Below are 23,711 nucleotides of genomic sequence, written 5' to 3' on the forward strand. Positions count from 1 at the left end.
TCGCCGGGTCGCCCTCACCCCCGCAGTGTCTCCTCCAGCTTCCGCGCCACCGCCGCCGCCTCGTCCCCGGGCAGTGGCGCGCCTTCCGGGCCGGTCACGTAGAAGGCGTCGACGGCGTTGGCGCCGAGGGTCGAGACGTGGGCGCTGCGCACGTGCACGTTCGCGTCCTCCAGGGCGTGGCCGATACGGAACAGCAGGCCCGGGGCGTCCTGGGAGCGGACCTCGATGACCGTGGCCAGCCGGGAGGCGGCCGGGTGGACCGACACCCGGGCCGCGGGGGCGACGACGCCCCGGCGGCGCGGATAGGCCGCGTCCCGTTCGGCGAGGCGGCCGGCGATGTCCAGGGAGCCGTCCAGGGCCCGGACCAGGTCCGAGCGCAGCCGGGCGGCCTGCGGCAGGGAGCCGTACTCGGCCGCGACGCGCCAGTCCAGCAGCAGGACGGAGCCGTCGACGCCGTCCGGGAGGTGCAGGGAGCGCAGCTCGGCGGTGCGTACGGTCAGCCGGTGCATGGCGAGGACGCCGGCCACCGCGGGCAGCACCCCGGGCTGGTCGGGTACGGCGATGAGCAGCTCCACCCCGAGCGGCTCGGGGTCGCCGGACGGCTCCTGCCCGGCGGGCGGCTCGGTCTGGGCACGCAGGGAGAGCACCGGGCTGCCCGTCGCGGCCGCCTCCAGGGCGAGCCGCTCCTGCTCGGTGGTCGGCGCGGCCTCCTCGGGGTCGTCCGGGGCGTCCCCGGCGAGCACCGCCGAGACCCGTTTGACCAGGTCGGCGACGAGTGAGCCGCGCCAGGCCGACCAGGCGGCCGGGCCGGTCGCGAGGGCGTCGGCCTCGGTGAGCGCGTGCAGCAGCTCCAGGGTGCCCTCGGATCCGACGGCCTCGGCAACGGACCGCACGGTGGCCGGGTCCTCCAGATCGCGCCGGGTGGCGGTGTCGATGAGCAGCAGGTGGTGCCGTACGAGGGTGGCGATGACGGTCACGTCGTGGCGGTCGAAGCCGATCCGGGTGGCCACGTCCTTGGCGATGATCTCGCCCGCCACGGAGTGGTCGCCCGGCCAGCCCTTGCCGATGTCGTGCAGCAGCGCGGCGACCAGCAGCAGGTCGGGGCGGCTGACCCGGCGGGTGAACTCGGAGGCGCGCACCGCGGTCTCGATGAGGTGCCGGTCGACGGTCCACAGGTGCACGGCGTTGCGCTGCGGGCGGCAGCGGACCCGCTCCCAGTCGGGCAGCAGCCGGGTGACCAGCCCTTCCGCCTCCAGCGCCTCCCAGACGTCGATGGTGGGGCGGCCGGAGCCGAGCAGGGTGACGAGCTGTTCGCGGGCCTCGGCGGGCCAGGGAGCGGGCAGCGGGCGTACGGTGGCCGCCAGGCGCCGTACGGCGTGCAGCGAGAGCGGGAGTCCGGCCTGCGCGGCGGCGGCCGCGGCGCGCAGCGGCAGCACGGGGTCGCGTTCGGGGCGCGCGGCGCGGGCGAGCACCACCTCGCCGTCCTGCTCCACCACGCCCTCGGCCAGCGGGGACCGCTCGGCGGTCGGCTTCCCGCCGCCGAGCATGGCGCGCAGCCGGGGCCGTACGGCTCGCGACCGCAGGACGCGGCCCACCTCGCGCCAGGTGACGTCACTCGCGTACGAGACGAGCCGGGCCGCCTCGTACACCTGCCGCAGCAGGGTGTCCGCGTCGAGCAGGCCCAGCTCGGCGGCCACCTGGTCCTGCTCCTGGAGGGCGAGCCGGTCGGTGGCGCGCCCGGTGGCCAGGTGCAGGGCGTCCCGGACGTCGAGGAGCCGGCGCCGGGCGTCGGCGAGGCCCTCGCGGGGTGCGTCGGCGAGCCAGGAGGCGGCGACGGCCCGCAGCGCGGTGGCGTCCCGCAGCCCGCCGCGGGCCTCCTTCAGGTCGGGCTCCAGCAGGTACTGCAGCTCGCCCTGCCGCTCGGCGCGTTCGGCGCACAGTTCCTGGAGCTCGGGCAGGCGCTTGGGGGCCTGGTTGCGCCAGTCGGCGAGGACGGCGGTGCGCAGGGAGGCGGTGAGTCCGAGGTCGCCGGCGATGTGCCGGGCGTCCAGCAGGCCGAGCTGCACCTTGAGGTCCTCACCTGCGGTCTTGCGGGCCTCGTCGGGGGTGCGCACGGAGTGGTCCAGGTCCAGGCCCAGGTCCCAGACGGGATACCAGAGCCGGTCGGCGAGGGCGGCGACGGCCTTGGTGTCACCGCCGTCGTGCAGCAGGAGCAGGTCGAGGTCGCTGCGCGGGGACAGCTCGCCGCGTCCGTAGCCGCCGACGGCGACCAGGGACGCGCCGCGCAGTCCCTCCGCGCCCGCGGCGAACAGACCGGTGAGCCAGTGGTCCGTGAGTTCGGCCAGGGCCGCACGGCGCGGCGGCCCGGACCGCGCCTCCTCGGTGAGGAGACGCAGCCGGGCCGCCGCGTAGCCGCTGGGTCCCGAGTCCTCTGCTTCGTTCTGCACGTTCGTACCCGTCACCCGGCGACTCCTGTTCTTCTGTGTCAGAGCGCGTCCGGACCGCGCTCGCCGGTCCGGACCCGTACGGCGGTGTCGACCGGGATGGACCAGACCTTGCCGTCACCGATCTTGCCGGTGCGGGCGGCCTTCACGACGACCTCGATGAGCTGTTCGGCGTCGTCGTCCTCGACCAGGACCTCGATGCGGATCTTGGGGACCAGGTCGACGGTGTACTCGGCGCCCCGGTAGACCTCGGTGTGTCCCCGCTGACGACCGTAGCCGCTTGCCTCGGTGACCGTCAGGCCGTGCACGCCGAAGGCCTGCAGGGCCTCCTTGATCTCGTCGAGCCGGTGCGGCTTCACGACGGCGGTGATGAGCTTCATGCGTCCACCTTCTTGCTCGCGGTTGCGGCGACCGGGGCCGTGACGGCCGTCTTGGCGGCGCCGCCACCGGCGCCGCTGAAGTCGTATGCGGTCTCGGCGTGCTCGGCCTGGTCGATGCCGGCGACCTCGTCGTCCTCGGGGACCCGCATGCCCATGGTCTTGTCGAGGATGAAGGCGAGGACCGCGGAGACGACCAGGGAGTAGCCGAGCACCGCGAAGACACCGGCGCACTGCTTCCAGAACTGGGTCAGGCCGCCGCCGTAGAAGAGGCCCTCGACGGTGGACTGGCCCTTGCCGCTGGCGAAGAAGCCGATCAGCAGGGAGCCGACGACACCGCCGACCAGGTGGACGCCGACGACGTCGAGGGAGTCGTCGTAGCCGAACTTGTACTTCAGGCCGACGGCCATGGCGCACAGCACACCGGCGATGGCGCCGACCGCGATCGCGCCGAGCGGGGTGACCGCGCCGCCGGCCGGGGTGATGGCGACCAGGCCCGCGACGGCGCCGGAGGCGGCACCGAGCGTGGTGAACGCGCCGTGGCGGATCTTCTCGTAGATGAGCCAGGCCAGCATGGCGGCGGCGGTGGCGACCTGCGTGTTCACGAACATCAGCGCGCCGACGCCGTCGTCGTTGCCGAGCCAGGAGCCGGCGTTGAAGCCGAACCAGCCGAACCACAGCAGACCGGCGCCGAGCATGACCAGCGGCAGGCTGTGCGGGCGCATCGGGTCCTTCTTGAAGCCGACGCGCTTGCCGATGACGAGGATCACGCCGAGGGCCGCGGCACCCGCGTTGATGTGGACCGCCGTACCACCGGCGAAGTCGATGACGCCCAGCTCGAAGGCCCACCCGCCGGTGCCCCAGACCCAGTGCGCGACCGGGAAGTAGACGACCGTGGCCCACAGGGCGATGAACAGCGCCCACGCGCTGAACTTCACCCGGTCCGCGAGGGCGCCGCTGATCAGGGCGGGCGTGATGATCGCGAACATCAGCTGGAAGACCAGGAACACGAACACCGGGATGGTGTAGCCGGGCCAGAGTTCCGTGAGGCCGATGTTGCCGAGGCCGACCCAGTCGGAGTTCCAGCCGATGAGGCTGCCGGAGTCGGTGCCGAACGCCATGGAGAACCCGTACAGCACCCACAGGATGGTGACGATCCCGAGGCTGATGAAACTCATCATCAGCATGTTCAGGGTGCTCTTGACGCGGACCATGCCTCCGTAGAAGAAGGCCAGGCCCGGCGTCATGAGCATCACCAGGGCGGAACAGATGAGCATGAACCCTGTGTTCGCGGCAGAGAGCTTGGGCGCTTCTGCGGCAAGGGTGATGGCTGGTGCCATCGGCGTCTCCTCGTCATTGGTACGGCCCCGTGCGGGCGAAGCCTCGAGCGGAATGAGGGGTGGGCCGGTTATGCGCCACGAGATTGGCGCAGCGCGGTTTCGGTCGAAGCCCCTCGTTGTTTCGCGACCGTGACGAAGGCACGTTCTGTGTTACGCGTCGATGAACTGCCCGATTGTGGGCGAGCCGATCGTTATCGTGGCGCAACCTTCGGCTTTCAGGCAGCCGGGGGCGCAGGGAACCGGCCGCGGCCGGCCTTCCGATGACCTGGCATGGGGGAGCCGAGTCGGGCAGTTCGGGAGGGCCGGCCGCGGCCGGGGTTCAGGGGGTTCTGCGGCTCCTCAGACGGCCTCGGCGGCCTCGGGCAGCTCGGCCGCGAGCCGCTCGGTGAGGTCGACGACCTCACCGAGGTCGCCGAAGTCGCGCGCTGCGGTGTCGACCGTCTTTCGGATACGGGTGTTGACCCGCTCGGAGCGGACCTTCTTGGCGACCAGCATGGCCTCGGTGGCGAAGCCCGTGCTCCGCTCGGGCTCGCGCTGGAGGAGGTGGACCGTGGCCATGCCGATGAGGTTCAGCGCGTAGGAGCGCTGGTGCTCGCCGTCCTTGGCGAAGAGCTCCACGGCCCGGTTCATCAGGGGCTCGGCCAGTGAGGCGTACGTGGGGCTGCGGCCGGCGACGTACGCCAGGTCACGGTACGAGTGGGAGTTCTCCCCGTACAGCTCGGCCTCGGAGAAGAAGCGGATCCAGTCGGGGTCCGGCTCGTCCCACTCGTCGGCCTCGGCGAAGGTGTCCTCGGCCATCCGCACCGCCCGCTTGCACTTGCCGGGCTGCCCCATGTTGGCGTAGGCACGGGCCTCCATCGCATACAGCATCGACTGGGTGCGGGGGCTGGCGCAGTCCCGGCTGCCGTACTGCGCGAGGTGGATCAGCTCCAGCGCGTCGTCGGGCCGGCCCAGGTGGATCATCTGGCGGCTCATGCTGGACAGCACGTACGACCCCAGCGGCCGGTCACCGGCCTCCTTGGCGGCGTGCAGCGCGAGGACGAAGTACTTCTGCGCGGTCGGCTGGAGCCCGATGTCGTACGACATCCAGCCGGCCAGTTCGGCCAGTTCGGCGGCGACCTTGAACAGGCGCCGGGTCGTGGGCTCCGGCTGGGGCTCCTGGAGGAGGTCGGTCACCTCGTGCAGCTGCCCGACGACCGCCTTGCGGCGCAGGCCACCGCCGCACTGGGCGTCCCACTGCCGGAACATCACCGTCGTGGACTCCAGGAGGTCCAGCTCCGGCTTGGAGAGCCGGCCGCGGGCGCGCCCCGAGCCGCCCACGGGCCCGGGCTCGGAACGCGGGGCCGGGAGCGAGGGGACGAGCCAGCGCTGCATGGGCTCGATGAGGGCCGGGCCCGCGGACAGGGCCAGCGAGCTCCCGAGGAAGCCGCGCCGCGCCAGCATCAGGTCGCTGCGCGAGAACTCGCTGAGCAGGGCCACCGTCTGCGGGCCCGTCCACGGCAGGTCGACGCCGGTCGCGGAGGGTGACTGGCGCGCGGTGCGCAGGCCCAGGTCCTCGACGGAGACGACGACGCCGAAGCGCTCGGAGAACAGCTCGGACAGGATCCTGGGGATGGGCTCGCGGGGGTTCTCGCCGTCGAGCCAGCGGCGCACCCGCGAGGTGTCCGTGGAGATGTGGTTGGCGCCCAACTGCCGTGCCCTGCGGTTGACCTGGCGGGCGAGCTCGCCCTTGGACCAGCCGCTGCGCACGAACCAGGAGGTGAGCAGCTCGTTCGAGCGCTTGTCGGCGTGCGTCGCGCTCGCAGCGTTCGTTCCGCTTCCGCCGTTGCCGCTCACTGGAACGCCCCCATCCCTGAGACCACTTGTCGCCGAGTGCGCCAAGCCCTATCAGCATGCCGGTTCATACCGCCGCCCGTCCGGCCCTTGTCACCCTTCGAACGGAATGACGACTTGCCTCCGGCATACCCACGAGCGCATGTGCCCCCAGGACTCGTGCACACAAAGTAATCCTACGATCACCCGTCCAGCCACGGCTCACACGGAAACGCCACCATTCGCCACCCCTTCGAATGAACTCACGTACGGCCAGGCGCGATTCACTTGACACAGCACGACCAAGAGCGGGTGCAGCGATGCACTCGGGGGCGCGCGTCGCCGGGCACACCACCCCGGACGCGTCGGGGCGCCGAGTGGACCGACCGCCACCGGGAAGGCGGAAACAGAGAGTCACGCACCGCGCCCGCTGCGTAACCGCCGGGCGCCGGACCCGTTGGAGGGGGCATGGGCTTCACGATCGGCATCAACCGTGGCATGCGCGACATCCGGTCCGGCTCACGCCGCCGCCGCACGTCGGACGGCACCGCCGTCGCCGAGTACACCGGGCTGTGGGGCTGGGACGTGGTGCCGGGGGCCCGGGCCTCGGCGGGCGCCTGCTCCTGCGGCTGCGGCGACTGCCCCGCGCCGGGCGCGCACCCGCTCGACTTCGCGCCGGTGCTCCCGGCCGGAGCGACGCTGGACGCCGTGACCGAGACGTGGGCCGAGTTCCCCGGCGCCTCGGTGATGCTGCCGGTCGGCCGGGCGTTCGACGTCATCGAGGTGGCCGAGCCCGCCGGCTGCCGCGCACTGGCCCGGCTGGAGCGCATGGGCCTGCCCGTCGGCCCGGTCGCCGCGACCCCGGACGGCCGCGCGCACTTCTTCGTCGCCCCCGGTGCCGCCGCCGACCTGCCCGGACTGCTCTACCGCATGGGCTGGGACGACCCGGAGGCGCTCGACCTGCGCGGCCTCGGCCCGGGCACGCACATCACGGCACCGCCCTCCGACCGCGGCGGCCTGGGCCCGGTGCGCTGGCTGCGCTCCCCCGCCCTGGACTCGGCGTCCCGCCCGCCGGAGGCCCGCCTGGTACTGGGCACGCTGGCGTACGTGGCCCACCGGTCGCGGGCCTAGCCAGGACGCGACGCACAGGGCGAACGGACACGGCACGGCGAAGCGCCCGGCCCCGACCGGATCCCGGGGGGCGGGCGCTTCGCCGTGCACATGCGACTTTCGTGGGTGAGTCCTCGGTGGGTGCCGGACTCACTCTCCGATAAGGGCGTCAACGAACGCCTCCGGCTCGAACGGCGCCAGGTCGTCCGCTCCCTCGCCGAGTCCGACGAGCTTGACCGGGACGCCCAGCTCGCGCTGGACCGCGACCACGATGCCGCCCTTGGCCGTGCCGTCGAGCTTGGTGAGCACGATGCCGGTGATGTCGACGACCTCGGAGAAGACCCGGGCCTGGACCAGGCCGTTCTGGCCGGTGGTGGCGTCCAGGACGAGCAGCACCTCGTCGACCGGGGCCTGCTTCTCGACGACCCGCTTGACCTTGCCGAGCTCGTCCATGAGGCCGGTCTTGGTGTGCAGGCGGCCGGCGGTGTCGATGAGCACGACGTTCGCGCCCATCTCCTTGCCCTCCTTGACCGCGTCGAAGGCCACGGAGGCCGGGTCGCCGCCCTCCGGTCCGCGCACGGTGTGGGCGCCGACGCGCTCGCCCCAGGTCTGGAGCTGATCGGCGGCGGCGGCACGGAAGGTGTCGGCGGCGCCGAGCACGACGCTCTGTCCGTCGGCCACCAGGACGCGGGCGAGCTTTCCGGTGGTGGTGGTCTTGCCGGTTCCGTTGACGCCGACGACCATCACGATGCCCGGCTTGCGGTCCTCCGGCTCCGTCTTCACCGCGCGGTCCATGTCGCGGCCGACCAGCGTGACCAGTTCCTCGCGGAGCAGGGTGCGCAGCTCCTCCGGGGTGCGGGTGCCGAGCACCTTCACGCGCTCACGCAGCCGCTCGACCAGCTCCTGGGTGGGCTGCACACCGACGTCGGCGGTGAGCAGGGTGTCCTCGATCTCCTCCCAGGTGTCCTCGTCGAGGTGCTCGCGCGACAGCAGCGTGAGCAGCCCCTTGCCGAGGGCGTTCTGGGAGCGGGAGAGCCGGGTCCGCAGCCGGACCAGGCGGCCGGCGGTGGGTTCCGGGATCTCGATCTCGGGAGCTTCGGCGGGCGGCTCCTCGACTACGACCGGAGCCGAGCCGTCCGGGAGATCCACCTCCTCTATGGTGCGCCGCGGTTCCTCCCGCGGCGTCTCGGCCTCGTCGCCGACGTGCGGCTCGGCCGGTGGGGCGGTGATGTCGGGCGCCGCGGGCGGGGGCGGAGGCAGCTGCTTCTTGCGCCGGCTGCCGACGATGAGCCCGCCGAGCGCGCCGATCACGACCACGGCGATGACTACAGCAAGGATGACGATGTCCATAACGGGTCCAGTATCAGTCATGGGCCCCCGGGTCACCCCGCTCGCGCGCCCCCTCGGGGCCGGGTGCCGCCGGATCTCCACACCCCTGGATGTCTGACGCCTCGTCAGCTACCGTCCCCCGGACACCCGCCCGGCGGAGGGAGACGCCCCCATGCCCGTCACGGTCGCACGCTTCAACCTCGTCGCTCCCGGGGCCGGCCCCGCCGAGCTCGGCGCCCGCTACCGGGCGGCCCTGGAAATGGCCGCGTACGCCGACGACCGGGGCGTGAGCACGGTGCAGACGGAGGAGCACCACGGGGCGGACAACAACTGGCTGCCGTCACCGTTCGCCTTCGCGGGGGCCGTCTTCGGCGCGACCCGGCGTGTCGCGGTCACCGTCTCGGCGATCATCGGCCCGCTGCACGACCCGCTGCGACTGGCCGAGGAGATCGCCGTGCTGGATCTGCTGAGCGGCGGCCGGCTGGTGACCGTCGCCGGGATCGGGTACCGGCCGGAGGAGTACGAGCAGTTCGGCGTGGACTTCACCCGGCGCGGCGCCCTCCAGGACGAGCTGCTGGAGACAGTGCTGGCGGCTTGGACGGGTGAGCCCTTCTCCTACCGCGGCCGCACGGTCCGCGTCACACCGCGTCCCTTCACCGAACCGCACCCGATGCTCCTGGTCGGCGGCTCGTCCCGCGCAGCGGCCCGCCGCGCCGCCCGGCTCGGACTGCCGTTCTTCCCGAGCGCGCACCTGCCGGAGCTGGAGGCGTACTACAAGGAGCGGCTCGCCGAGTACGGCACCGAGGGCTGGGTGATGATGCCCGCCGCCGAGACGCCCCTGCTGCACGTGGCGGAGGACCCGGACCGGGCGTGGGCGCGGTACGGGCGGCACTTCCTGCACGAGGCCCGGACGTACGCCGCCTGGCAGCCGGGCGGGATGCGCTCGGCGGTGAAGTCGGCCGCGTCGACGGTCGAGGAGCTGCGCGCCGAGGGCGTGTACCGGATCCTCACCCCGGAGGCGTGCGTGGCGCTGGGGCTGGATTCCTACGTCCTGCATCCGCTGGCGGGCGGGATGCCGGTGGAGGAGGGATGGCGGAGCCTGCAGCTGTTCTGCGAACGGGTGCTGCCGGGGCTGGACCGCTGACGCTGCCGGAGGTCGGGGTCCGGTGCACGACAGACCGCCGCCCCGGCTCGGGCAGTGGCCGAACCGGGGCGGCGGCGGGTTACGGGGAGAGGGGCAGCGGGGACTTTGGCCCTTCCCCCCGAGTCTCGGGACGGGTCTAGCCCATCTCCTCCAGGGCCTTGCCCTTCGTCTCCTTGACGAACTTCAGGACGAACGGGATCGAGAGCGCGGCGAACGCGGTGTAGATCACGTAGGTCGCGGAGAGGTTCCAGTCGGCCAGGGACGGGAAGCTCGCGGTGATGGCCCAGTTGGCGATCCACTGCGCGGCGGCGGCCACACCCAGGGCGGCGGCACGGATCCGGTTCGGGAACATCTCGCCGAGCATGACCCAGACGACCACACCCCAGGACAGGGCGAAGAAGAGAACGAAGACGTGCGCGGCGATCAGGGCGATCCAGCCCTGCGTGGCCGGCAGCTTGCCGTCGACGAGGTGGTGGGAGAAGGCCCAGGCCTCCAGCGCGAGGCCGACGACCATGCCGACCGAGCCGATGATCGCGAGCGGCCGGCGGCCGATGCGGTCGACGAAGATCATCGCGATGACGGTGCCGACGATGTTGATGATCGACGTGGTGAAGGAGTAGAAGAACGAGTCGGCGGGGTCGACGCCGACCGACTGCCACAGCGTCGCGGAGTAGTAGAACGCGACGTTGATGCCGACGAACTGCTGGAAGACCGACAGGCCGATGCCGATCCAGACGATCGGCTTGAAGAAGAAGCCGCCGCCGAGCAGGTCCTTGAAGCTCGACTTGTGCTCGCTCTTCATGGCGCCCTCGATCTCGGCGACACGGGCGTTCAGGTCGACGTCCTTGCCCTCGACCTCGGCGAGGATCTCCCGGGCGCGCTCATGCTTGCCCACGGAGATGAGGAAGCGCGGGGACTCGGGGATGGCGAAGGAGAGCAGCCCGTAGAGGACGGCCGGGACGACCATGACGCCGAGCATGACCTGCCAGGCCTCCAGGCCCATCAGCTTCCCGCGCTGGTCGCCGTCGGCGGCGTTCAGCAGACCCCAGTTGACCAGCTGCGACACGGCGATGCCGATGACGATCGCGGCCTGCTGGAAGGAGCCGAGCCGGCCGCGGTAGGCGGGCGGTGCGACCTCGGCGATGTAGGCCGGGCCGATCACGGACGCCATGCCGATGGCGAAGCCGCCGACGACGCGCCAGAAGGCCAGGTCCCACAGCGCGAAGGGCAGCGCGGAGCCGACGGCGCTGATCGTGAAGAGGACCGCCGCGATCTGCATGCACCGGATACGCCCGATGCGGTCGGCTATGCGACCGGCGGTGGCGGCGCCGACGGCGCAGCCGATGAGGGCGATGGCGATGACCTGGGCGAGGGCCGCGGAGCCGACGTCGTAGCGGTCACGGATGGCCTCGACGGCACCGTTGATCACGGAACTGTCGTAGCCGAAGAGGAAACCGCCCATCGCGGCCGCCGCCGCGATGAAGATGACGTGCCCGAGATGATCGGGGTGAGCCGTCCTGGCTCCTGACTTGGGTGCCTGCGCTGTGCTGGTCACGTGTACTCCTCGGGCCACCGGCAGCGCTGCCGGAGGGAATCAGCCCTTCGAGGTGCCACCTGAAGGTACCTGAAGGTAAAAGGAACGTTGCAGAGACTATGCCTTCAAGTTTCGAAGTCAATAGGGCGACCGATTTCGATCTGAGGCAGGAGTGTGGCGACTATGTGTTCAAGTGTTGAAGTCTTGAAGAGTCCCAGGTGAGGCCGGTGTAGAGCACACCTATCTAGCGGAGGCGCTGGCTGATGACCTTCGACACACCGTCGCCCTGCATGGAGACGCCGTAGAGCGCGTCGGCGACCTCCATGGTGCGCTTCTGGTGGGTGATCACGATCAGCTGGGAGGCTTCCTGGAGCTCCTGCATGATGCGGATCAGCCGCTGGAGGTTGGTGTCGTCGAGGGCGGCCTCGACCTCGTCCATGACGTAGAACGGGCTGGGCCGCGCCTTGAAGATCGACACGAGCATGGCCACCGCGGTCAGCGACCGCTCCCCGCCCGAGAGCAGCGACAGCCGCTTGACCTTCTTGCCCGGCGGCCGCGCCTCGACGTCCACGCCCGTGGTGAGCATGTTGTCGGGGTCGGTCAGGATCAGCCGCCCCTCGCCGCCGGGGAACAGCCGGCTGAAGACGCCCTCGAACTCCCGGGCCGTGTCGCGGTACGCCTCGGTGAAGACCTGCTCGACGCGCTCGTCGACCTCCTTCACCACCTGGAGGAGGTCCGCCCGCGTCTTCTTCAGGTCCTCGAGCTGCTCGCTGAGGAACTGGTGGCGCTCCTCCAGCGCCGCGAACTCCTCCAGGGCGAGCGGGTTCACCTTGCCGAGCTGCTGATAGGCACGCTCGGCGGCCTTCAGGCGCTTCTCCTGCTCGGCCCGGAGATACGGCCGGGGCCGGTTGCGCGGGTGCTCCGGGTCCTCCGGCAGCTCCTCGCCCTCGGCGGGGGGCGAGGGCGGCACGAGCTGGTGCGGTCCGTACTCCGCCACCAGCCCGGCCGGTTCGACACCCAGCTCCTCCAGCGCCTTGGTCTCCAACTGCTCGATGCGCAGCCGCTTCTCGGCGCCGAGTACCTCGCCACGGTGGACCGAATCCGTCAACTTGTCGAGCTCGGCCTTGAGATCGCGCCCCTCGGTGCGGGCGCGGGCGAGTTCCTGCTCGCGGCGGGCCTTGGCGGCCTCGGCGGCGGTGCGCTCTTCGTCGGCGCGGGCCAGGGAGACCTCGACGTGCGCGAGCAGCTGCCGCGCACCCGCACCGACGGCCTCGGCGACGGCCGCCTCGTGGCGCAGCCGGGCCCGCCGCTGCTCGGCACGCGCGCGTGCCTCGCGTTCCGCACGGGCGGCCCGGTCCAGGGAGTCGGCCCGTCCGGCCAGCCCCTTGACGCGTTCCTCGTGCGTACGGGCCTGGAGCCGGGCCTCCATCTCGGTCTGGCGTGCGTTGGCACCGTCGGCGGCGAGCCGGTCCCGTACGGAGGTGTCGGGCTCCTCGTCGATCGGCGTCTCCTCGGCGACGGCGAGCCGCTCGGCGAGTTCCTCGACCTCTTCGAGCGCCCGGTCGAGGGCCTCCTGCGCCCGGGCCGCGGCGGCGGTGGACCGCTCGGCCTCCCCCGCGGCGCCCCGTGCCTGCCCGGCGAGGCGGCCCAGCTGCTGGGCGACGGCCGACTTCTCCCGGTCGGCCGCCCGGCGCCGCTCCCCCAGCTCCTCGACCAGTACGGCGGCTTCCTTGCGTCGCTCGACGGCGGCCTGCTGGGCCTCGGTCAGCTCCTCGCAGCGGACGGCGAGCTCCTCCAGCTCGGCGGCGGCATCGTCGACGGAGGCCTGGACCTCCAGGAGGCTGGGGGCGCCCGCGGAGCCGCCGTGGGCGAAATGGGCGCCGAGGAGGTCGCCTTCGGTGGTGACCGCGGTGAGGTCCGGGCGGGGGTAGACGAGGTCTTCGGCGTCTTCGAGGGTGCCGACGACGACGATGCCGTGCAGCAGCCGGCGGACGGCCGGCATGAGGTCGGAGGGGCCGCGTACCAGGTCTGCGGCCAAGGTGTGACCTGCGGGTGCGTCTGGGCTGGTCGCGCCGTTCCCCGCGCCCCCGGGGGCGTCGGGAGCCCCTGCCAGGAGCAAGGTCGCCCGGCCTCCGTCCTGCTTGCGCAGGAGTCTGATCGCGTCTGCCGCCGAGGCCGGGGTCGTGACGGCGATCGCGTCCGCTGCCGCTCCGAACGCCGCGGCGACGGCGACCTCGTGGCCGGGGGTCACCGTCAGGAGTTCCGCCGCCGGGCCGAGCAGGCCGGAGAGACGGTCCTTCGCGGCCAGCAGTATCCCGGTGCCGTCCTTGCGGCGCAGGCCGAGGGCCAGGGCCTCGTGGCGGGCCTGGGTCGCCGCGCGTTTGCGTTCCGCCGCGGTGGCGGCCTCCCGGGCAGCCGTGAGGGCGGCCTCGGCGTCGGCCATCTGCTGCTTGGCCGACTCGTGCCGCTCGGCGAGTTCCGCGTCGCCCGCGTCGAGGCCGTCGACCTCGGCCTTGAGGGCCTCGTACTCCTCCTGGGCGGCGACGGCACGTTCCTGCGCCTCGTCGCGGGCGGCGGCCAGGCGCTCGATCTCGGCCTGGGCGGAGGCCGCGCGGGAGCGGGCGGCGTTGACCTGGCCGCTGAGGCGGGCCAGTCCCTCACGCCGGTCGGCGATGGCACGGGCGGCGTCCTTCAGGCGCCGTTCCTCCTCGATGAGCGCGCGTTCCAGCTCGGCACGGTGGGCGACCGTGTCCTCCAGGGCGCGTTCGGCCGCTTCCAGGGCGGCCTCCAGCTCGGCCTCCTGCTCACGGATGCGGGCGGCCTCGCGCTCCATGTCCTCGGGGTCGCGGCCGCGTCGCTCCTCGGGGGGCGCGGAGGTGGCGCTCTTCACCCGGGCGTCGGCCAGTGAGATCGTGCCCCGCACGCGTTCGGCGAGCTGGGAGAGTTCGTACCAGGTCTGCTGGGCGCGCTGGAGGCGTGGTGTGAGCTGCCGGACCTCGTCCTCCAGGAGGGCCTCGCGCTGTTGCGCCCTGCGCAGGTCCTGCTCGGCGGACTCCTTGCGCTCCTTCAGCGCGGCCTCGTCGGCGACCTCGGCCTTGAGCGCTTCCTGGAGCCGCACGAGGTCGTCGGCCAGCAGGCGCAGGCGGGCGTCGCGCAGGTCGGCCTGGATGACGGCGGCCCGGCGGGCGACGGCGGCCTGGCGGCCGAGGGGCTTGAGCTGGCGTCTGAGTTCGTCGGTGAGGTCCTGCACGCGTGCGAGGTTGGCCTGCATCGCGTCCAGCTTGCGCAGCGCCTTCTCCTTGCGCTTGCGGTGCTTGAGGACGCCGGCGGCCTCCTCGATGAAGGCGCGTCGGCCCATGGGATCGGCGTGCAGCACGGAGTCGAGCTGGCCCTGCCCGACGATCACGTGCATCTCGCGGCCGATGCCGGAGTCGGAGAGGAGGTCCTGGATGTCGAGGAGGCGGCAGGTCTCGCCGTTGATCTGGTACTCGCTGCCGCCGTTGCGGAACATGATCCGCGTGATGGTGACCTCGGCGTACTCGATGGGCAGGGCCCCGTCGGAGTTGTCGATGGTCAGGGACACCTCGGCCCGGCCCAGCGGGGGGCGGCCGGTGGTGCCGGCGAAGATGACGTCCTCCATCTTTCCGCCGCGCAGCGACTTGGCGCCCTGCTCTCCCATGACCCAGCTGAGCGCGTCGACGACGTTGGACTTGCCCGAGCCGTTCGGTCCGACGACGCACGTGATCCCCGGCTCGAACCGGAGGGTGGTCGCGGAGGCGAACGACTTGAACCCGCGGAGGGTCAGGGCCTTGAGGTGCACGCCGCCGGACTCTACCGCCCGGGTCGGTCTCACTCCATGAACCCACGGTTTCACCGCTGAACGCGCAGGGCACATCAGACGTTAAAGAAGGTGAAAGGATGCGGGGGCAAGAAAGAAGGGACGCCGGCGGGGCGTCCCTTGCACTTCTGACAACTAGGCGGTTGTGACGGGCGGCCCAACCACTGCTGTACCGATGTGGAGCGGTGCAGTGATCAGGTGAGCGCAGGCTCCGCCTGGTGTGCGTCAACGCTCTCCATGATCCTGTCGTGAGAAGCGGCAGCCGTCAGCGCCTCGTTCTCCGCCTGGATCCGTCCGAGCTCGGATTCCAGGTCCTGGACGCGCTGCTGGAGCCGTCGCATCTCGGCGAGGAGTCGCGGGTCGGAGCCGCCGACGTAACCGAGAAGCGCCTTTGCCATGATGGATGGTCCTCCACAATGCGTGACCGACCGCTGCGGTGTGGGTCGTGAGGGATTCGCACCCGCGGTCTTGGCAGGGCCTGGAGTTGTACTGCCGTTCAGCCATGCCAAACAGCTAAGGTGCGCGGGGCTTTCAGCGTCTCACCAAAAAGTTTGACGGTCAACACGATCACGCCCCGTATCAAGGGGCGGCCCGGGCACGCGCGGCCTGGAACGGCCGTACTGCGGCTTCTGCGGGACCCTCGGGGCGTGGCGATCATCCTTGCGTGCGGAGCGCGCCAAGGCAAGCGGTTCCGGCAATCACCAGCAAGTTTCCACTCCGGGCGGTCGCCCGGTCCCCGTTCGCGGGCGGCTCGCGGGGCCGCCCGGCGGGCCCGGTCAGCGGATGGCGAAGCCGTCGTAACCGCCGCGGGGTGTGTCCCAGATCTCGGTGACGCCGTCCACGCGGCCGGGCGTGTCGTCGCCCTGCAGCCACTCCAGAAGCCCCTCGCACCCCTCACGCCCGCCCTCGGCGACCACCTGGACCCGCCCGTCGCCCAAATTGAGAGCAAAGCCACTCAGGCCGCCGATCTCCAACGCCTTGGCCCGCGTGAACCAGCGGAAACCCACACCTTGGACGCGTCCCCGCACCCAGGCGACCAGTCGCACATCTTCGCTCATGACTGCAACCTAACCGCCCAATCTCCCTCCGGGCGCTTCCTCCACTTGCGCCATGCGGTACCGTCCCCCCTCAACGAATCTCATATGAAACTCACACGATCGAGTGAGTTTGGTGTTGATCTCGAGGACGAGTCGACCCCCAGGACGAGGAAGGCCAGGACATGGGACGCCACCGACGCTCCGACGCCGGCCGCGCCGCCACGGGCCGCGCCACGGGAATCACCCACCCCGACGGCTTCACCCACGGCCACGATCCGCTGTACACCGCGGACGGCGCTCCGACGATGGGCATCGCGCCCTACCTGAACCCGGAGGCGTACGCCGAGACCAGCGCCAGGAGCGAGGCCTATCTGTTCGGCGCGGAGACCTCCGCGGCCGGTGACCGCTTCACGGACACGGCCGTCCTCGCGAGCGACGGTTTCGGCTCCGGCGGTTTCACCCCCGACGTCGGCACCCGCCGCGCGGGCGTGCACCGCCGCCGCAAGAAGGCCGCCCGGCCGATGCGCACCGGCCTGCTCGGCGTCTCCGCCGCCGTCGCCCTCGGCACGGTCGCGGTCGCCACGGGCGCCGTGCCCGGCCTCGACAACTACAAGCTCGGCGGGGGCGGCGGAGCCGACAACGTCCAGGCAGGCGACACGCCCACGAACACCCCGATCGAGCAGGGCGGCACGTCCGGCAGCGCCGACAGCCGGGGCGAGACGTCCACCAGCCGGGGCACCGAGCGTTCCGGCTCACCGTCGCCGTCGGCCTCGAAGACCTCGGCCGCGCCGACGAAGACGCCGGAGAAGCCCGAGAAGACGCAGGAGAAGACCCCGGAGAAGAAGAAGCCGGCGGCCACTCCCAGCGAGAAGCCCGAGAGCGAGCCCTCCCGGACGGCCACGAAGGCGCCCAGGACGCCCGGCACCTCCGCCGCCGTGTCCGGTGAGTCCGCCGCCGCGGCCCAGGTGCTGAGCCTCGTGAACGAGGAGCGGGCCAAGGTGGGCTGCAGCCCGGTCGCCGCCAACAGCGCCCTGACCAAGCTGGCCCAGAGCTACAGCGAGGAGATGGCCGCGCGGGGCTTCTTCGACCACACCGACCCGGACGGCAGCACCCCGTGGGACCGGGCCGAGAAGGCCGGGATATCCAACCTCGGCGGCGAGAACATCGCCCGCGGCCAGGCCGACGCCGCGGCAGTGATGGACGCCTGGATGAACAGCCCCGGCCACCGCGCGAACATACTGAACTGCGACTTCAAGACGCTGGGCGTCGGTGTCGAGCTCGGCTCGGGCGGCCCGTGGTGGACCCAGAACTTCGGCTACTAGTGCCGCCGGCAGGCACCGTTCGCCCCTGAGGGAGCGGCGTCCGGTGCGTGCTCTCGGCGTTCCGGCCGGAAGCCCTCGCACTGGGACGTACCTAAGCTTTCGGCCGGTCCGGCGTGCGGGCATCGCGACGGGGCGAACGCTGCCTGCCGCGGCACCAGGTCCTGCGCCTCGCTGAGAGGTACGGCGTTTCCCACCAGGAAGGGCCCGGTGGCCGGGCGGACGACGTGCTCAGGCGGCGGCCAGGCCCCTGCGGAACACCGTGGCCGTCTCCGCCACCCTGCGGCCCAGCACTTCGGCCGTGGCGATGTCGGCCTTGTGGACCGCCTCGGGGCCCTCGTCCGCGTTGGTCTGTGCGGCCGCACCCGCGAAGACGCCGAGGCGGTTGAGGTCCTGCTCGGATCCGGTGCTGCTGTTCCAGCCCGGGAGCAGGCCCAGGTTGACCCAGTGCATGCCGAGCTGTGCGGCGAGGATCTGGAAGTACTGCAGGGTGTGCAGCTTGTCGCCGCTCTTGGAGGCGGAGTTGGTGAAGCCCGCGGCCAGCTTGTCCTTCCAGGCCTGGGTCGCCCAGCGCTTCGACGTGGCCTCCGCGAAGACGTGGAAGGCGCCGGACGCGGTGCCCATGTAGGTCGGTGATCCGAACACGATGGCGTCCGAGCGGTCGAGGATCGCCCACTGCTCTTCCGTGATCTCGTCGACGTTGATCAGGTGCACCTCGGCACCGGCTTCGACGGCACCGGCCCGGACGGCCTCGGCGATGACGGCGGTGTGGCCGTAGCCCGAGTGGTAGGCGAGGGAGACGACAGGGGTGGTCACGTGAGTACTCCTGATGTAGGCAGGTCGCTGACGATGAGGAAAGGTAAGCACTAACTTCTAGTTAGTGCAACCTGTCGGTTAGCGCTGTGCTGGCGTACTCTGGTCGCATGACCACCACCCAGGAGCTCTCGGAGGGCCTCGGCGACCTTCCGTTCAACGTGTTCGCCAAGGCCTGCCCGTCGCGCGGCACGCTGGAGCACGTCACGGGCCGCTGGGGCGGCCTCGCGCTCGGCGCCCTGTACGAGGGTTCGCTGCGCTTCAACGAGCTGCGCCGGCGCGTCGACGGGGTGAGCGAGAAGATGCTGTCCCAGACGCTGCACGCCCTGGAGCGCGACGGCCTGGTGCACCGTGAGGCCCAGCCGAGCAATCCGCCCCGCGTGGACTACGAACTGACGCCGCTGGGGCGCGACGTGGCCGAGCGGCTGCTCGCCCTCATCCACTTCGTGGAGGGCAGCATGGAAGAGGTCCTGGCCGCACGCGAGCGGTACGACTCCGCTAGGGCGTGATCCGCGGCGGCCGCTGGCACTTGGGGCAGTAGTAGCTCGACCGGTTCATCCAGGGCCGTCGGCGCATCGGCGTGCCGCAGCGCCGGCAGGGCATGCCCTCGCGCCCGTACGCGTCGAGCGAGCGGTCGAAGTAGCCCGACTCGCCGTTGACGTTGACGTAGAGGCTGTCGAAGCTGGTGCCGCCCACCGCGAGGGCCGCGTTCATCACGTCCCGTACGTGGCCCAGGAGCATCAGGGTGCGGGGGCGTGTGAAGGTCGCGGTCGGGCGCTCGTAGTGGATGCGGGCCCGCCACAGCGCCTCGTCGGCGTAGATGTTGCCGACACCGCTGATCAGTGACTGGTCGAGCAGGGCCCGCTTGATCGTGGAGCGCTTGCGGCGCAGCGCACGGTGGAAGGCCTCGTCGTCGAAGAGCTCGTCGAGCGGGTCACGGGCGATGTGTGCGATGACGTCCGGCAGGCCCTCGGCCGTGTTGTCGTGCAGCGAGAGACCGCCGAAGGTGCGCTGGTCGACGAAGCGGAGTTCGGTCTCCAGGGCGTCGGTGAAACGGACGCGGACGCGCAGGTGCTTCTCGTCCGGAGCGGTGTGCGGCTGCACCAGGAGCTGGCCGCTCATGCCGAGGTGGGCGAGGATCGACTGGTCCGTGTCCTCCAGGGGCAGCCACAGATACTTGCCGCGGCGGCTGGGGACGCCGATGCGGTGGCCCTTGAGGCGGTGCGCGAAGTCGTCGGCACCGGCGAGGTGGCGGCGCACCGCACGCGGGTGCAGCACCTCGGCCTCGGCGACGGTCCGGTGGGCGACCCACCGCTCGAGACCGCGCCGTACGACCTCGACCTCGGGCAACTCGGGCATGGACTCCCCCGTCACGGACCTGTGGATGACCCGAGCGCCCGCCCCGGGCAGGGGCGGGCGCTCGGGTGCGCGGTGTGCCCGCCCGGTGCGGGCGGCGGCCGGTCAGCCTCCGGCGCTGCCTTCGGTGACCGTCTGGGCGGCCTGAGCGGCTGCCGTCTGCGTCGCCTCGGCGTCCTTCGCCGCCTTGGCGCGCTCGTCCGCCGCGGCCCGGATGGACCGCCATGCGGACTCGGCGGCCTGCTGCTCCGCCTCCTTCTTGCTGCGGCCGGTGCCGGTGCCGTACGAGACGCCTCCGACGCGGGCGGCAGCAGTGAAGGTCTTCTCGTGGTCGGGGCCGGTCTCCGTGACCAGGTACTCGGGAACGCCGAGTCCCTCGGTGGCGGTGAGCTCCTGGAGACTGGTCTTCCAGTCCAGGCCGGCTCCGAGGTTCGAGGACTTCTCGATCAGGGGGTCGAACAGGCGGTGCACGAGCTCCGCCGCCGAGTCCAGTCCCTGGTCGAGGTAGACCGCGCCGATCACCGCTTCGAGGGTGTCGGCGAGGATGGACGCCTTGTCCCGGCCGCCCGTGCCCTCTTCACCCCGGCCGAGCCGGATGAAGGAGCCCAGGTCGAGCCCGCGGCCCACTTCGGCGAGTGCACGCGAGTTCACCACCGCGGCCCGCAGCTTGGCCAGCTGGCCTTCTGGGAGGTCGGGGTGGGTGCGGTACAGCGTGTCCGTGACCACGAGGCCGAGGACGGAGTCCCCGAGGAACTCCAGGCGCTCGTTGGTCGGCAGACCGCCGTTCTCGTATGCGTACGACCGGTGGGTCAGTGCGCGCACCAGAAGGGCGGACTCGAGCTTGTAGCCGAGCCGCCCTTCCAGAAGCGTGTGGGACGAGGCCTGGTTGTCCGCCGGAGCACTCCCGCTCGCACGGGAAGACTTGTTCTTAGGCGTGGACACAGTGCCTCTCACCAGCCGCTCAGACCTCGAGGACCTGGCGCTTGTTGTAGGTGCCGCACGACGGGCACGCGATGTGCTGCTGCTTGGGCTCGTGGCAGCGCTCGCACGCAACCAGGGTGGGGACCGCAGCCTTCCACTGCGACCGGCGGTGGCGCGTGTTGCTGCGCGACATCTTCCGCTTCGGAACAGCCACGGCTACTTCTCCTGCTTCTCGTCGACGCCCGCTTCCGCGTCAGCGCCGCTCATCTCGTCCTTCTCGCCGTCCTTCATGGTGCCGGCGAGTCCCTGCAATGCCGCCCAACGGATGTCGACGGCGTCATGGTGGTGGTCCGGGTCGTCCGCCAGCCGTGCGCCGCACTCGGCGCACAGCCCGGGGCAGTCTTCCCGGCACACCGGCTGCATCGGCAGTGCGAGCACCACCGCATCACGCAGCACGGGCTCGAGGTCGAACAAGCCGTCCTCGAGGAAGAGCCTGTCCTCGTCGTCCTCGGCGTCGTCGCCCGGTTCCGCGATCACACGGCCCCGGTCGTCGGCGTCAGGGTACGAGAACATCTCCTGGAACTCCGCTTCGAGATCCTGCTCGAGCGGCTCCAGACACCTTACGCACTCCCCCTCGGCCGCGGCACGGGCGGTGCCTGTGACGAGCACCCCTTCCATGACCGACTCCAGGCGGAGTCCGAGCTCCACCGGGGCGCCTTCCGGCACTCCGATGACCCCCTTGATACCGAAGTCCTTGGGAGCGTCGACCGTGCGGGTCAGGCGCTGCAGCGCACCAGGCCGCCGTCCCAGCTCGTGTGTGTCGAACACGAGGGGGTTGCGGTGGTCGAGGCGGGCGTTCAGGGCCATTCCAACTTTCGGTCTGCAGAACTCGGGGGACGCCGCCCTTAGACGTTCCCGGGCAGCGGTGATCGCGGACGTACGCGCGACCGAAGAGCCAGGATACTGGACCTTTCGCTCTCGGCCCAATCCGGGGCTCAGCCCTGACCGCGGCCCTGCTCGTAGGCCCGCAACTGCTCCGCGCTGATCATGCTGGTGTCGAAGAGACTGGTCTCGTCGAGGGCATAGCCCTGCTGGGCCTGGTGCCCCTGCTGCGGCTGCTGCTGGGCCTGGCTGGGGTCGTAGCCGCCGTGCTGGGCGTCGTAGCCCTGGTAGGCGTACGGGTCGGCGTGCTGGTAGCCGTAGGGGTCCTGCTGAGCGGCGTAGGCCTGCTGCGGGTAGCCGCCGTAGGGGTCGGGCTGCTGGACGGGGGCGTCCCCCGCCGGGGCGTAGCCGGCGGCTGGGGCGTACGCCGGCTGCTGCTGCGCGTAGTCCTGCTGCTGCGCGGGCTGCCCTGCCGGGGGCTTCTGGTCGGCGAGGGCGGCCAGGTCGGCGAGGTAGTCGGCGTCGCTGGTGTGCTGGACGGTGCTCGCGTCGTCGGCGAGGGCACCGAGGTCGTCGGTGGCGATCCGCCCGTGCAGCTTCTGCCGGCCGCGGCCGACGGCCTCCAGGGTCTTGGCGAGGACCGCCTCGAAGGCGCCCAGCTTCACGTCGACGTACTCGTCGGCGCTGCGGCGCTGGGTCTGCGGGTCGTGGCTGCGCTCGGGGGCGTCCTCGTCCTCGTAGCCCTGCTCGTCGACACCGGGGCCGGTGCCCAGCAGCTTCTCGCGGCCACGGCCCACGGAGCCCAGCGTCTTGGTGAGGACGACCTCGAAGTTGGCGAGCTTGGAGTCGACGTACTCGTCGGCCTCGGCGCGGATCTCCTCGGCCTCCTGGCGGGCCTCGGCGAGGATCCGGTCGGCCTCGGCCTGGGAGCGGCGGGCGACCTCGGTGCCGGAGATCAGGGAGCCGCGCTCGGCGTGCGCGCTCTCGATGATCTGCTGGGCCTCCTGGCGGGCCTGCTCGACCATCTGCTCCCGCCCGCCGATCAGCTCCTGGGCCTGGGCGAGGGAGTCGGGCAGCGCCGCACGCACCTCTTCCAGCATCGCGAGCAGTTCGGCGCGGTTGACCACGCACGAGGCCGACATGGGCATGGACCGGGCGCCGGAGACCGCGGAGACGATCTCGTCGAGCTTCTTCTGCACGTCCACCGTGTGCTCGCCACTCTCTACAGATGCGTTGGAGACGGACGGGACGACTGTACGGCCATGGGATCCCCCCGGAACACCGGGTGACGGGCAGTCAGCCCCCGTGCGAGCCTCCGGAGCCGGTTCAGTCCCTCTTCAGGCGCTCGGTCAGGACCTGGAGGACCTCGGCGGGCACCAGGTGGGAGACGTCGCCGCCCCAGGTCGCGACCTCCTTGACCAGGGAGGACGACAGGAAGCTGTAGGTGGGGTTGGTGGGGATGAAGAGGGTCTCCACGCCCGAGAGGCCGTTGTTCATCTGGGCCATCTGCAGCTCGTAGTCGAAGTCGCTGACCGCGCGCAGGCCCTTGACGATGGCGGGGATGTCGCGCTGCTTGCAGAAGTCGACGAGCAGGCCGTGGAAGGCCTCCACGCGGACGTTGCCGTACTCGGCGGTGACCTGGCGGATCAGGTCGATCCGCTCCTCGATCTCGAACAGGCCCTTCTTGGCCTGGTTGATCATCACCGCGACGTAGACCTCGTCGTACAGCCTGGAGGCGCGGGAGATGATGTCGAGGTGTCCGTTGGTGATCGGGTCGAACGACCCGGGACAGACGGCGCGGCGCACTTGTGATCCCTCGCTCTCCGGTCCGGTCATCGTGCGTCTTCGCACGTAGAGGCGGCGCGACCGTACCAAAACGTTCCCTCGCCGTAGCGACGGGCCCGGAGGGGTTCGAAACCCTCGGGCCACCGGAATTCACCGCCTCTGGTGCTGCGCTCCACGGTGACGAGGGCTTCCCCGGCGAGCCAGCCCTCTGTGCGGAGTGTGAGGAGGATCTCCCGAAGATCGTCGTCCGTGACGGCGTACGGGGGGTCGAGGAAGACGAGGTCGTAGGGGGCGCCCGGGGGTGCCGTCCGGATGATCTGTTCTGCTTTGCCCGCTCTGACCTCGGCGCCGGGGAGGCCGAGGTTCTTGACGTTCTCGCGGACCGTCCGGACGGCCTTGGCGTCGGCTTCGACGAGGAGGGTGTGGCCGGCGCCTCGGGAGAGGGCCTCCAGACCCACGGCTCCTGACCCCGCGTAGAGGTCGAGGACGCGTTCGCCGTCCAGGGGGCCGCCGAGGAGGGACTGCCAGGTGGAGAAGAGGCCTTCGCGTGCGCGGTCGGAAGTGGGGCGGGTGCCGGTGCCTGGGGGTACCGCCAGGCGACGTCCACCGGCTGTGCCGGCGATCACGCGGGTCATCTTCGGTCCTTGGTCGTGGGCGGCTTCAGATTCAT

The 23,711-nt window shown here is 71.4% G+C and carries 21 protein-coding genes; 4 read left to right on the forward strand and 17 right to left on the reverse strand.

Translation table 11 applies throughout. The features are described from left to right. Positions 1 to 14 precede the first annotated feature (14 nt). The 4 genes from AB0937_RS12240 to AB0937_RS12255 form a co-directional block, all read right to left on the reverse strand. Positions 15 to 2,462 carry a [protein-PII] uridylyltransferase gene (locus tag AB0937_RS12240; RefSeq protein WP_366711254.1) on the reverse strand — a complete coding sequence of 816 codons (2,448 nt, stop codon included), beginning with the start codon at positions 2,460 to 2,462 and terminating at the stop codon, positions 15 to 17. Positions 2,463 to 2,485: 23 nt separating this feature from the next. Further along, the gene (locus tag AB0937_RS12245) at positions 2,486 to 2,824 is read right to left on the reverse strand and encodes a P-II family nitrogen regulator (protein ID WP_102907163.1); all 339 of its coding nucleotides are present in this window, start codon (positions 2,822 to 2,824) and stop codon (positions 2,486 to 2,488) included. Further along, positions 2,821 to 4,161 carry an ammonium transporter gene (locus tag AB0937_RS12250; protein ID WP_366711256.1) on the reverse strand — a complete coding sequence of 447 codons (1,341 nt, stop codon included), beginning with the start codon at positions 4,159 to 4,161 and terminating at the stop codon, positions 2,821 to 2,823. The genes AB0937_RS12245 and AB0937_RS12250 overlap by 4 nt, the downstream gene beginning before the upstream one ends. A gap of 339 nt (positions 4,162 to 4,500) precedes the next feature. Then, on the reverse strand, positions 4,501 to 5,997 hold the full coding sequence (locus tag AB0937_RS12255; RefSeq protein ID WP_366711258.1) for a hypothetical protein: 1,497 nt from the start codon (positions 5,995 to 5,997) through the stop codon (positions 4,501 to 4,503). 444 nt (positions 5,998 to 6,441) lie between these two features. Between AB0937_RS12255 and AB0937_RS12260 the strand changes: the two genes are divergently transcribed. Further along, the gene (locus tag AB0937_RS12260) at positions 6,442 to 7,104 is read left to right on the forward strand and encodes a bifunctional DNA primase/polymerase (protein WP_366711260.1); all 663 of its coding nucleotides are present in this window, start codon (positions 6,442 to 6,444) and stop codon (positions 7,102 to 7,104) included. Between the two features lie 129 nt (positions 7,105 to 7,233). Here AB0937_RS12260 and ftsY read toward each other — a convergent pair whose 3' ends face one another. Beyond that, positions 7,234 to 8,433: a signal recognition particle-docking protein FtsY gene (ftsY, locus tag AB0937_RS12265; RefSeq protein ID WP_366711261.1), complete on the reverse strand. Its 1,200-nt coding sequence runs from the start codon at positions 8,431 to 8,433 to the stop codon at positions 7,234 to 7,236. Between the two features lie 151 nt (positions 8,434 to 8,584). Between ftsY and AB0937_RS12270 the strand changes: the two genes are divergently transcribed. Further along, positions 8,585 to 9,556, forward strand: coding sequence for an LLM class flavin-dependent oxidoreductase (locus AB0937_RS12270; protein WP_366711263.1), 972 nt, complete (start codon positions 8,585 to 8,587; stop codon positions 9,554 to 9,556). 136 nt (positions 9,557 to 9,692) lie between these two features. Here the strand turns inward: AB0937_RS12270 and AB0937_RS12275 are convergent, their stop codons facing one another. The 4 genes from AB0937_RS12275 to AB0937_RS12290 form a co-directional block, all read right to left on the reverse strand. Next, a complete protein-coding gene (locus tag AB0937_RS12275) occupies positions 9,693 to 11,111 on the reverse strand; it encodes a sugar porter family MFS transporter (RefSeq protein ID WP_366711265.1) in 1,419 nt (472 codons plus the stop codon). Between the two features lie 223 nt (positions 11,112 to 11,334). Then, positions 11,335 to 14,910, reverse strand: coding sequence for a chromosome segregation protein SMC (gene smc, locus AB0937_RS12280; RefSeq protein ID WP_366711267.1), 3,576 nt, complete (start codon positions 14,908 to 14,910; stop codon positions 11,335 to 11,337). Between the two features lie 212 nt (positions 14,911 to 15,122). After that, positions 15,123 to 15,326 (reverse strand): hypothetical protein, encoded by a 204-nt coding sequence (locus tag AB0937_RS12285; RefSeq protein WP_030852030.1) that lies wholly within the window; start codon positions 15,324 to 15,326, stop codon positions 15,123 to 15,125. Positions 15,327 to 15,704: 378 nt separating this feature from the next. Next, on the reverse strand, positions 15,705 to 15,986 hold the full coding sequence (locus tag AB0937_RS12290) for an acylphosphatase (RefSeq protein ID WP_031108009.1): 282 nt from the start codon (positions 15,984 to 15,986) through the stop codon (positions 15,705 to 15,707). Positions 15,987 to 16,147: 161 nt separating this feature from the next. Between AB0937_RS12290 and AB0937_RS12295 the strand changes: the two genes are divergently transcribed. Continuing rightward, positions 16,148 to 17,287 (forward strand): CAP domain-containing protein, encoded by a 1,140-nt coding sequence (locus AB0937_RS12295; protein ID WP_366711268.1) that lies wholly within the window; start codon positions 16,148 to 16,150, stop codon positions 17,285 to 17,287. A gap of 228 nt (positions 17,288 to 17,515) precedes the next feature. Here the strand turns inward: AB0937_RS12295 and AB0937_RS12300 are convergent, their stop codons facing one another. Then, positions 17,516 to 18,100, reverse strand: coding sequence for a flavodoxin family protein (locus tag AB0937_RS12300; RefSeq protein ID WP_366711270.1), 585 nt, complete (start codon positions 18,098 to 18,100; stop codon positions 17,516 to 17,518). 107 nt (positions 18,101 to 18,207) lie between these two features. On the opposite strand from AB0937_RS12300, the gene AB0937_RS12305 reads away from it, so the two are divergent. Then, positions 18,208 to 18,606: a helix-turn-helix domain-containing protein gene (locus AB0937_RS12305; protein ID WP_366711272.1), complete on the forward strand. Its 399-nt coding sequence runs from the start codon at positions 18,208 to 18,210 to the stop codon at positions 18,604 to 18,606. Here AB0937_RS12305 and mutM read toward each other — a convergent pair. The 7 genes from mutM to rsmD all read right to left on the reverse strand — a co-directional run bounded on the left by mutM (position 18,596) and on the right by rsmD (position 23,676). Further along, positions 18,596 to 19,456, reverse strand: coding sequence for a bifunctional DNA-formamidopyrimidine glycosylase/DNA-(apurinic or apyrimidinic site) lyase (gene mutM / locus AB0937_RS12310; protein WP_366711274.1), 861 nt, complete (start codon positions 19,454 to 19,456; stop codon positions 18,596 to 18,598). The two genes, AB0937_RS12305 and mutM, sit on opposite strands and share 11 nt — an antisense overlap. Positions 19,457 to 19,558: 102 nt before the next feature. Beyond that, entirely contained in the window at positions 19,559 to 20,407 is an 849-nt protein-coding gene (gene rnc, locus AB0937_RS12315) for a ribonuclease III (protein ID WP_366711276.1), read from the reverse strand. Positions 20,408 to 20,414: 7 nt separating this feature from the next. Then, entirely contained in the window at positions 20,415 to 20,588 is a 174-nt protein-coding gene (rpmF, locus tag AB0937_RS12320) for a 50S ribosomal protein L32 (protein ID WP_003951102.1), read from the reverse strand. Between the two features lie 2 nt (positions 20,589 to 20,590). Beyond that, complete coding sequence (locus tag AB0937_RS12325) at positions 20,591 to 21,241, reverse strand: YceD family protein (protein WP_366711278.1); 651 nt, start codon at positions 21,239 to 21,241, stop codon at positions 20,591 to 20,593. Between the two features lie 128 nt (positions 21,242 to 21,369). Next, the gene (locus AB0937_RS12330) at positions 21,370 to 22,461 is read right to left on the reverse strand and encodes an ATP synthase F0 subunit B (RefSeq protein ID WP_366711280.1); all 1,092 of its coding nucleotides are present in this window, start codon (positions 22,459 to 22,461) and stop codon (positions 21,370 to 21,372) included. A 121-nt stretch (positions 22,462 to 22,582) separates the two neighbouring features. Beyond that, on the reverse strand, positions 22,583 to 23,062 hold the full coding sequence (gene coaD / locus AB0937_RS12335; RefSeq protein WP_366711448.1) for a pantetheine-phosphate adenylyltransferase: 480 nt from the start codon (positions 23,060 to 23,062) through the stop codon (positions 22,583 to 22,585). 26 nt (positions 23,063 to 23,088) lie between these two features. After that, positions 23,089 to 23,676, reverse strand: coding sequence for a 16S rRNA (guanine(966)-N(2))-methyltransferase RsmD (gene rsmD / locus AB0937_RS12340; RefSeq protein WP_366711281.1), 588 nt, complete (start codon positions 23,674 to 23,676; stop codon positions 23,089 to 23,091). Positions 23,677 to 23,711: the final 35 nt, after the last annotated feature.

It is taken from the genome of Streptomyces sp. NPDC047880 (assembly GCF_040706515.1).
Lineage (GTDB): Bacteria > Actinomycetota > Actinomycetes > Streptomycetales > Streptomycetaceae > Streptomyces.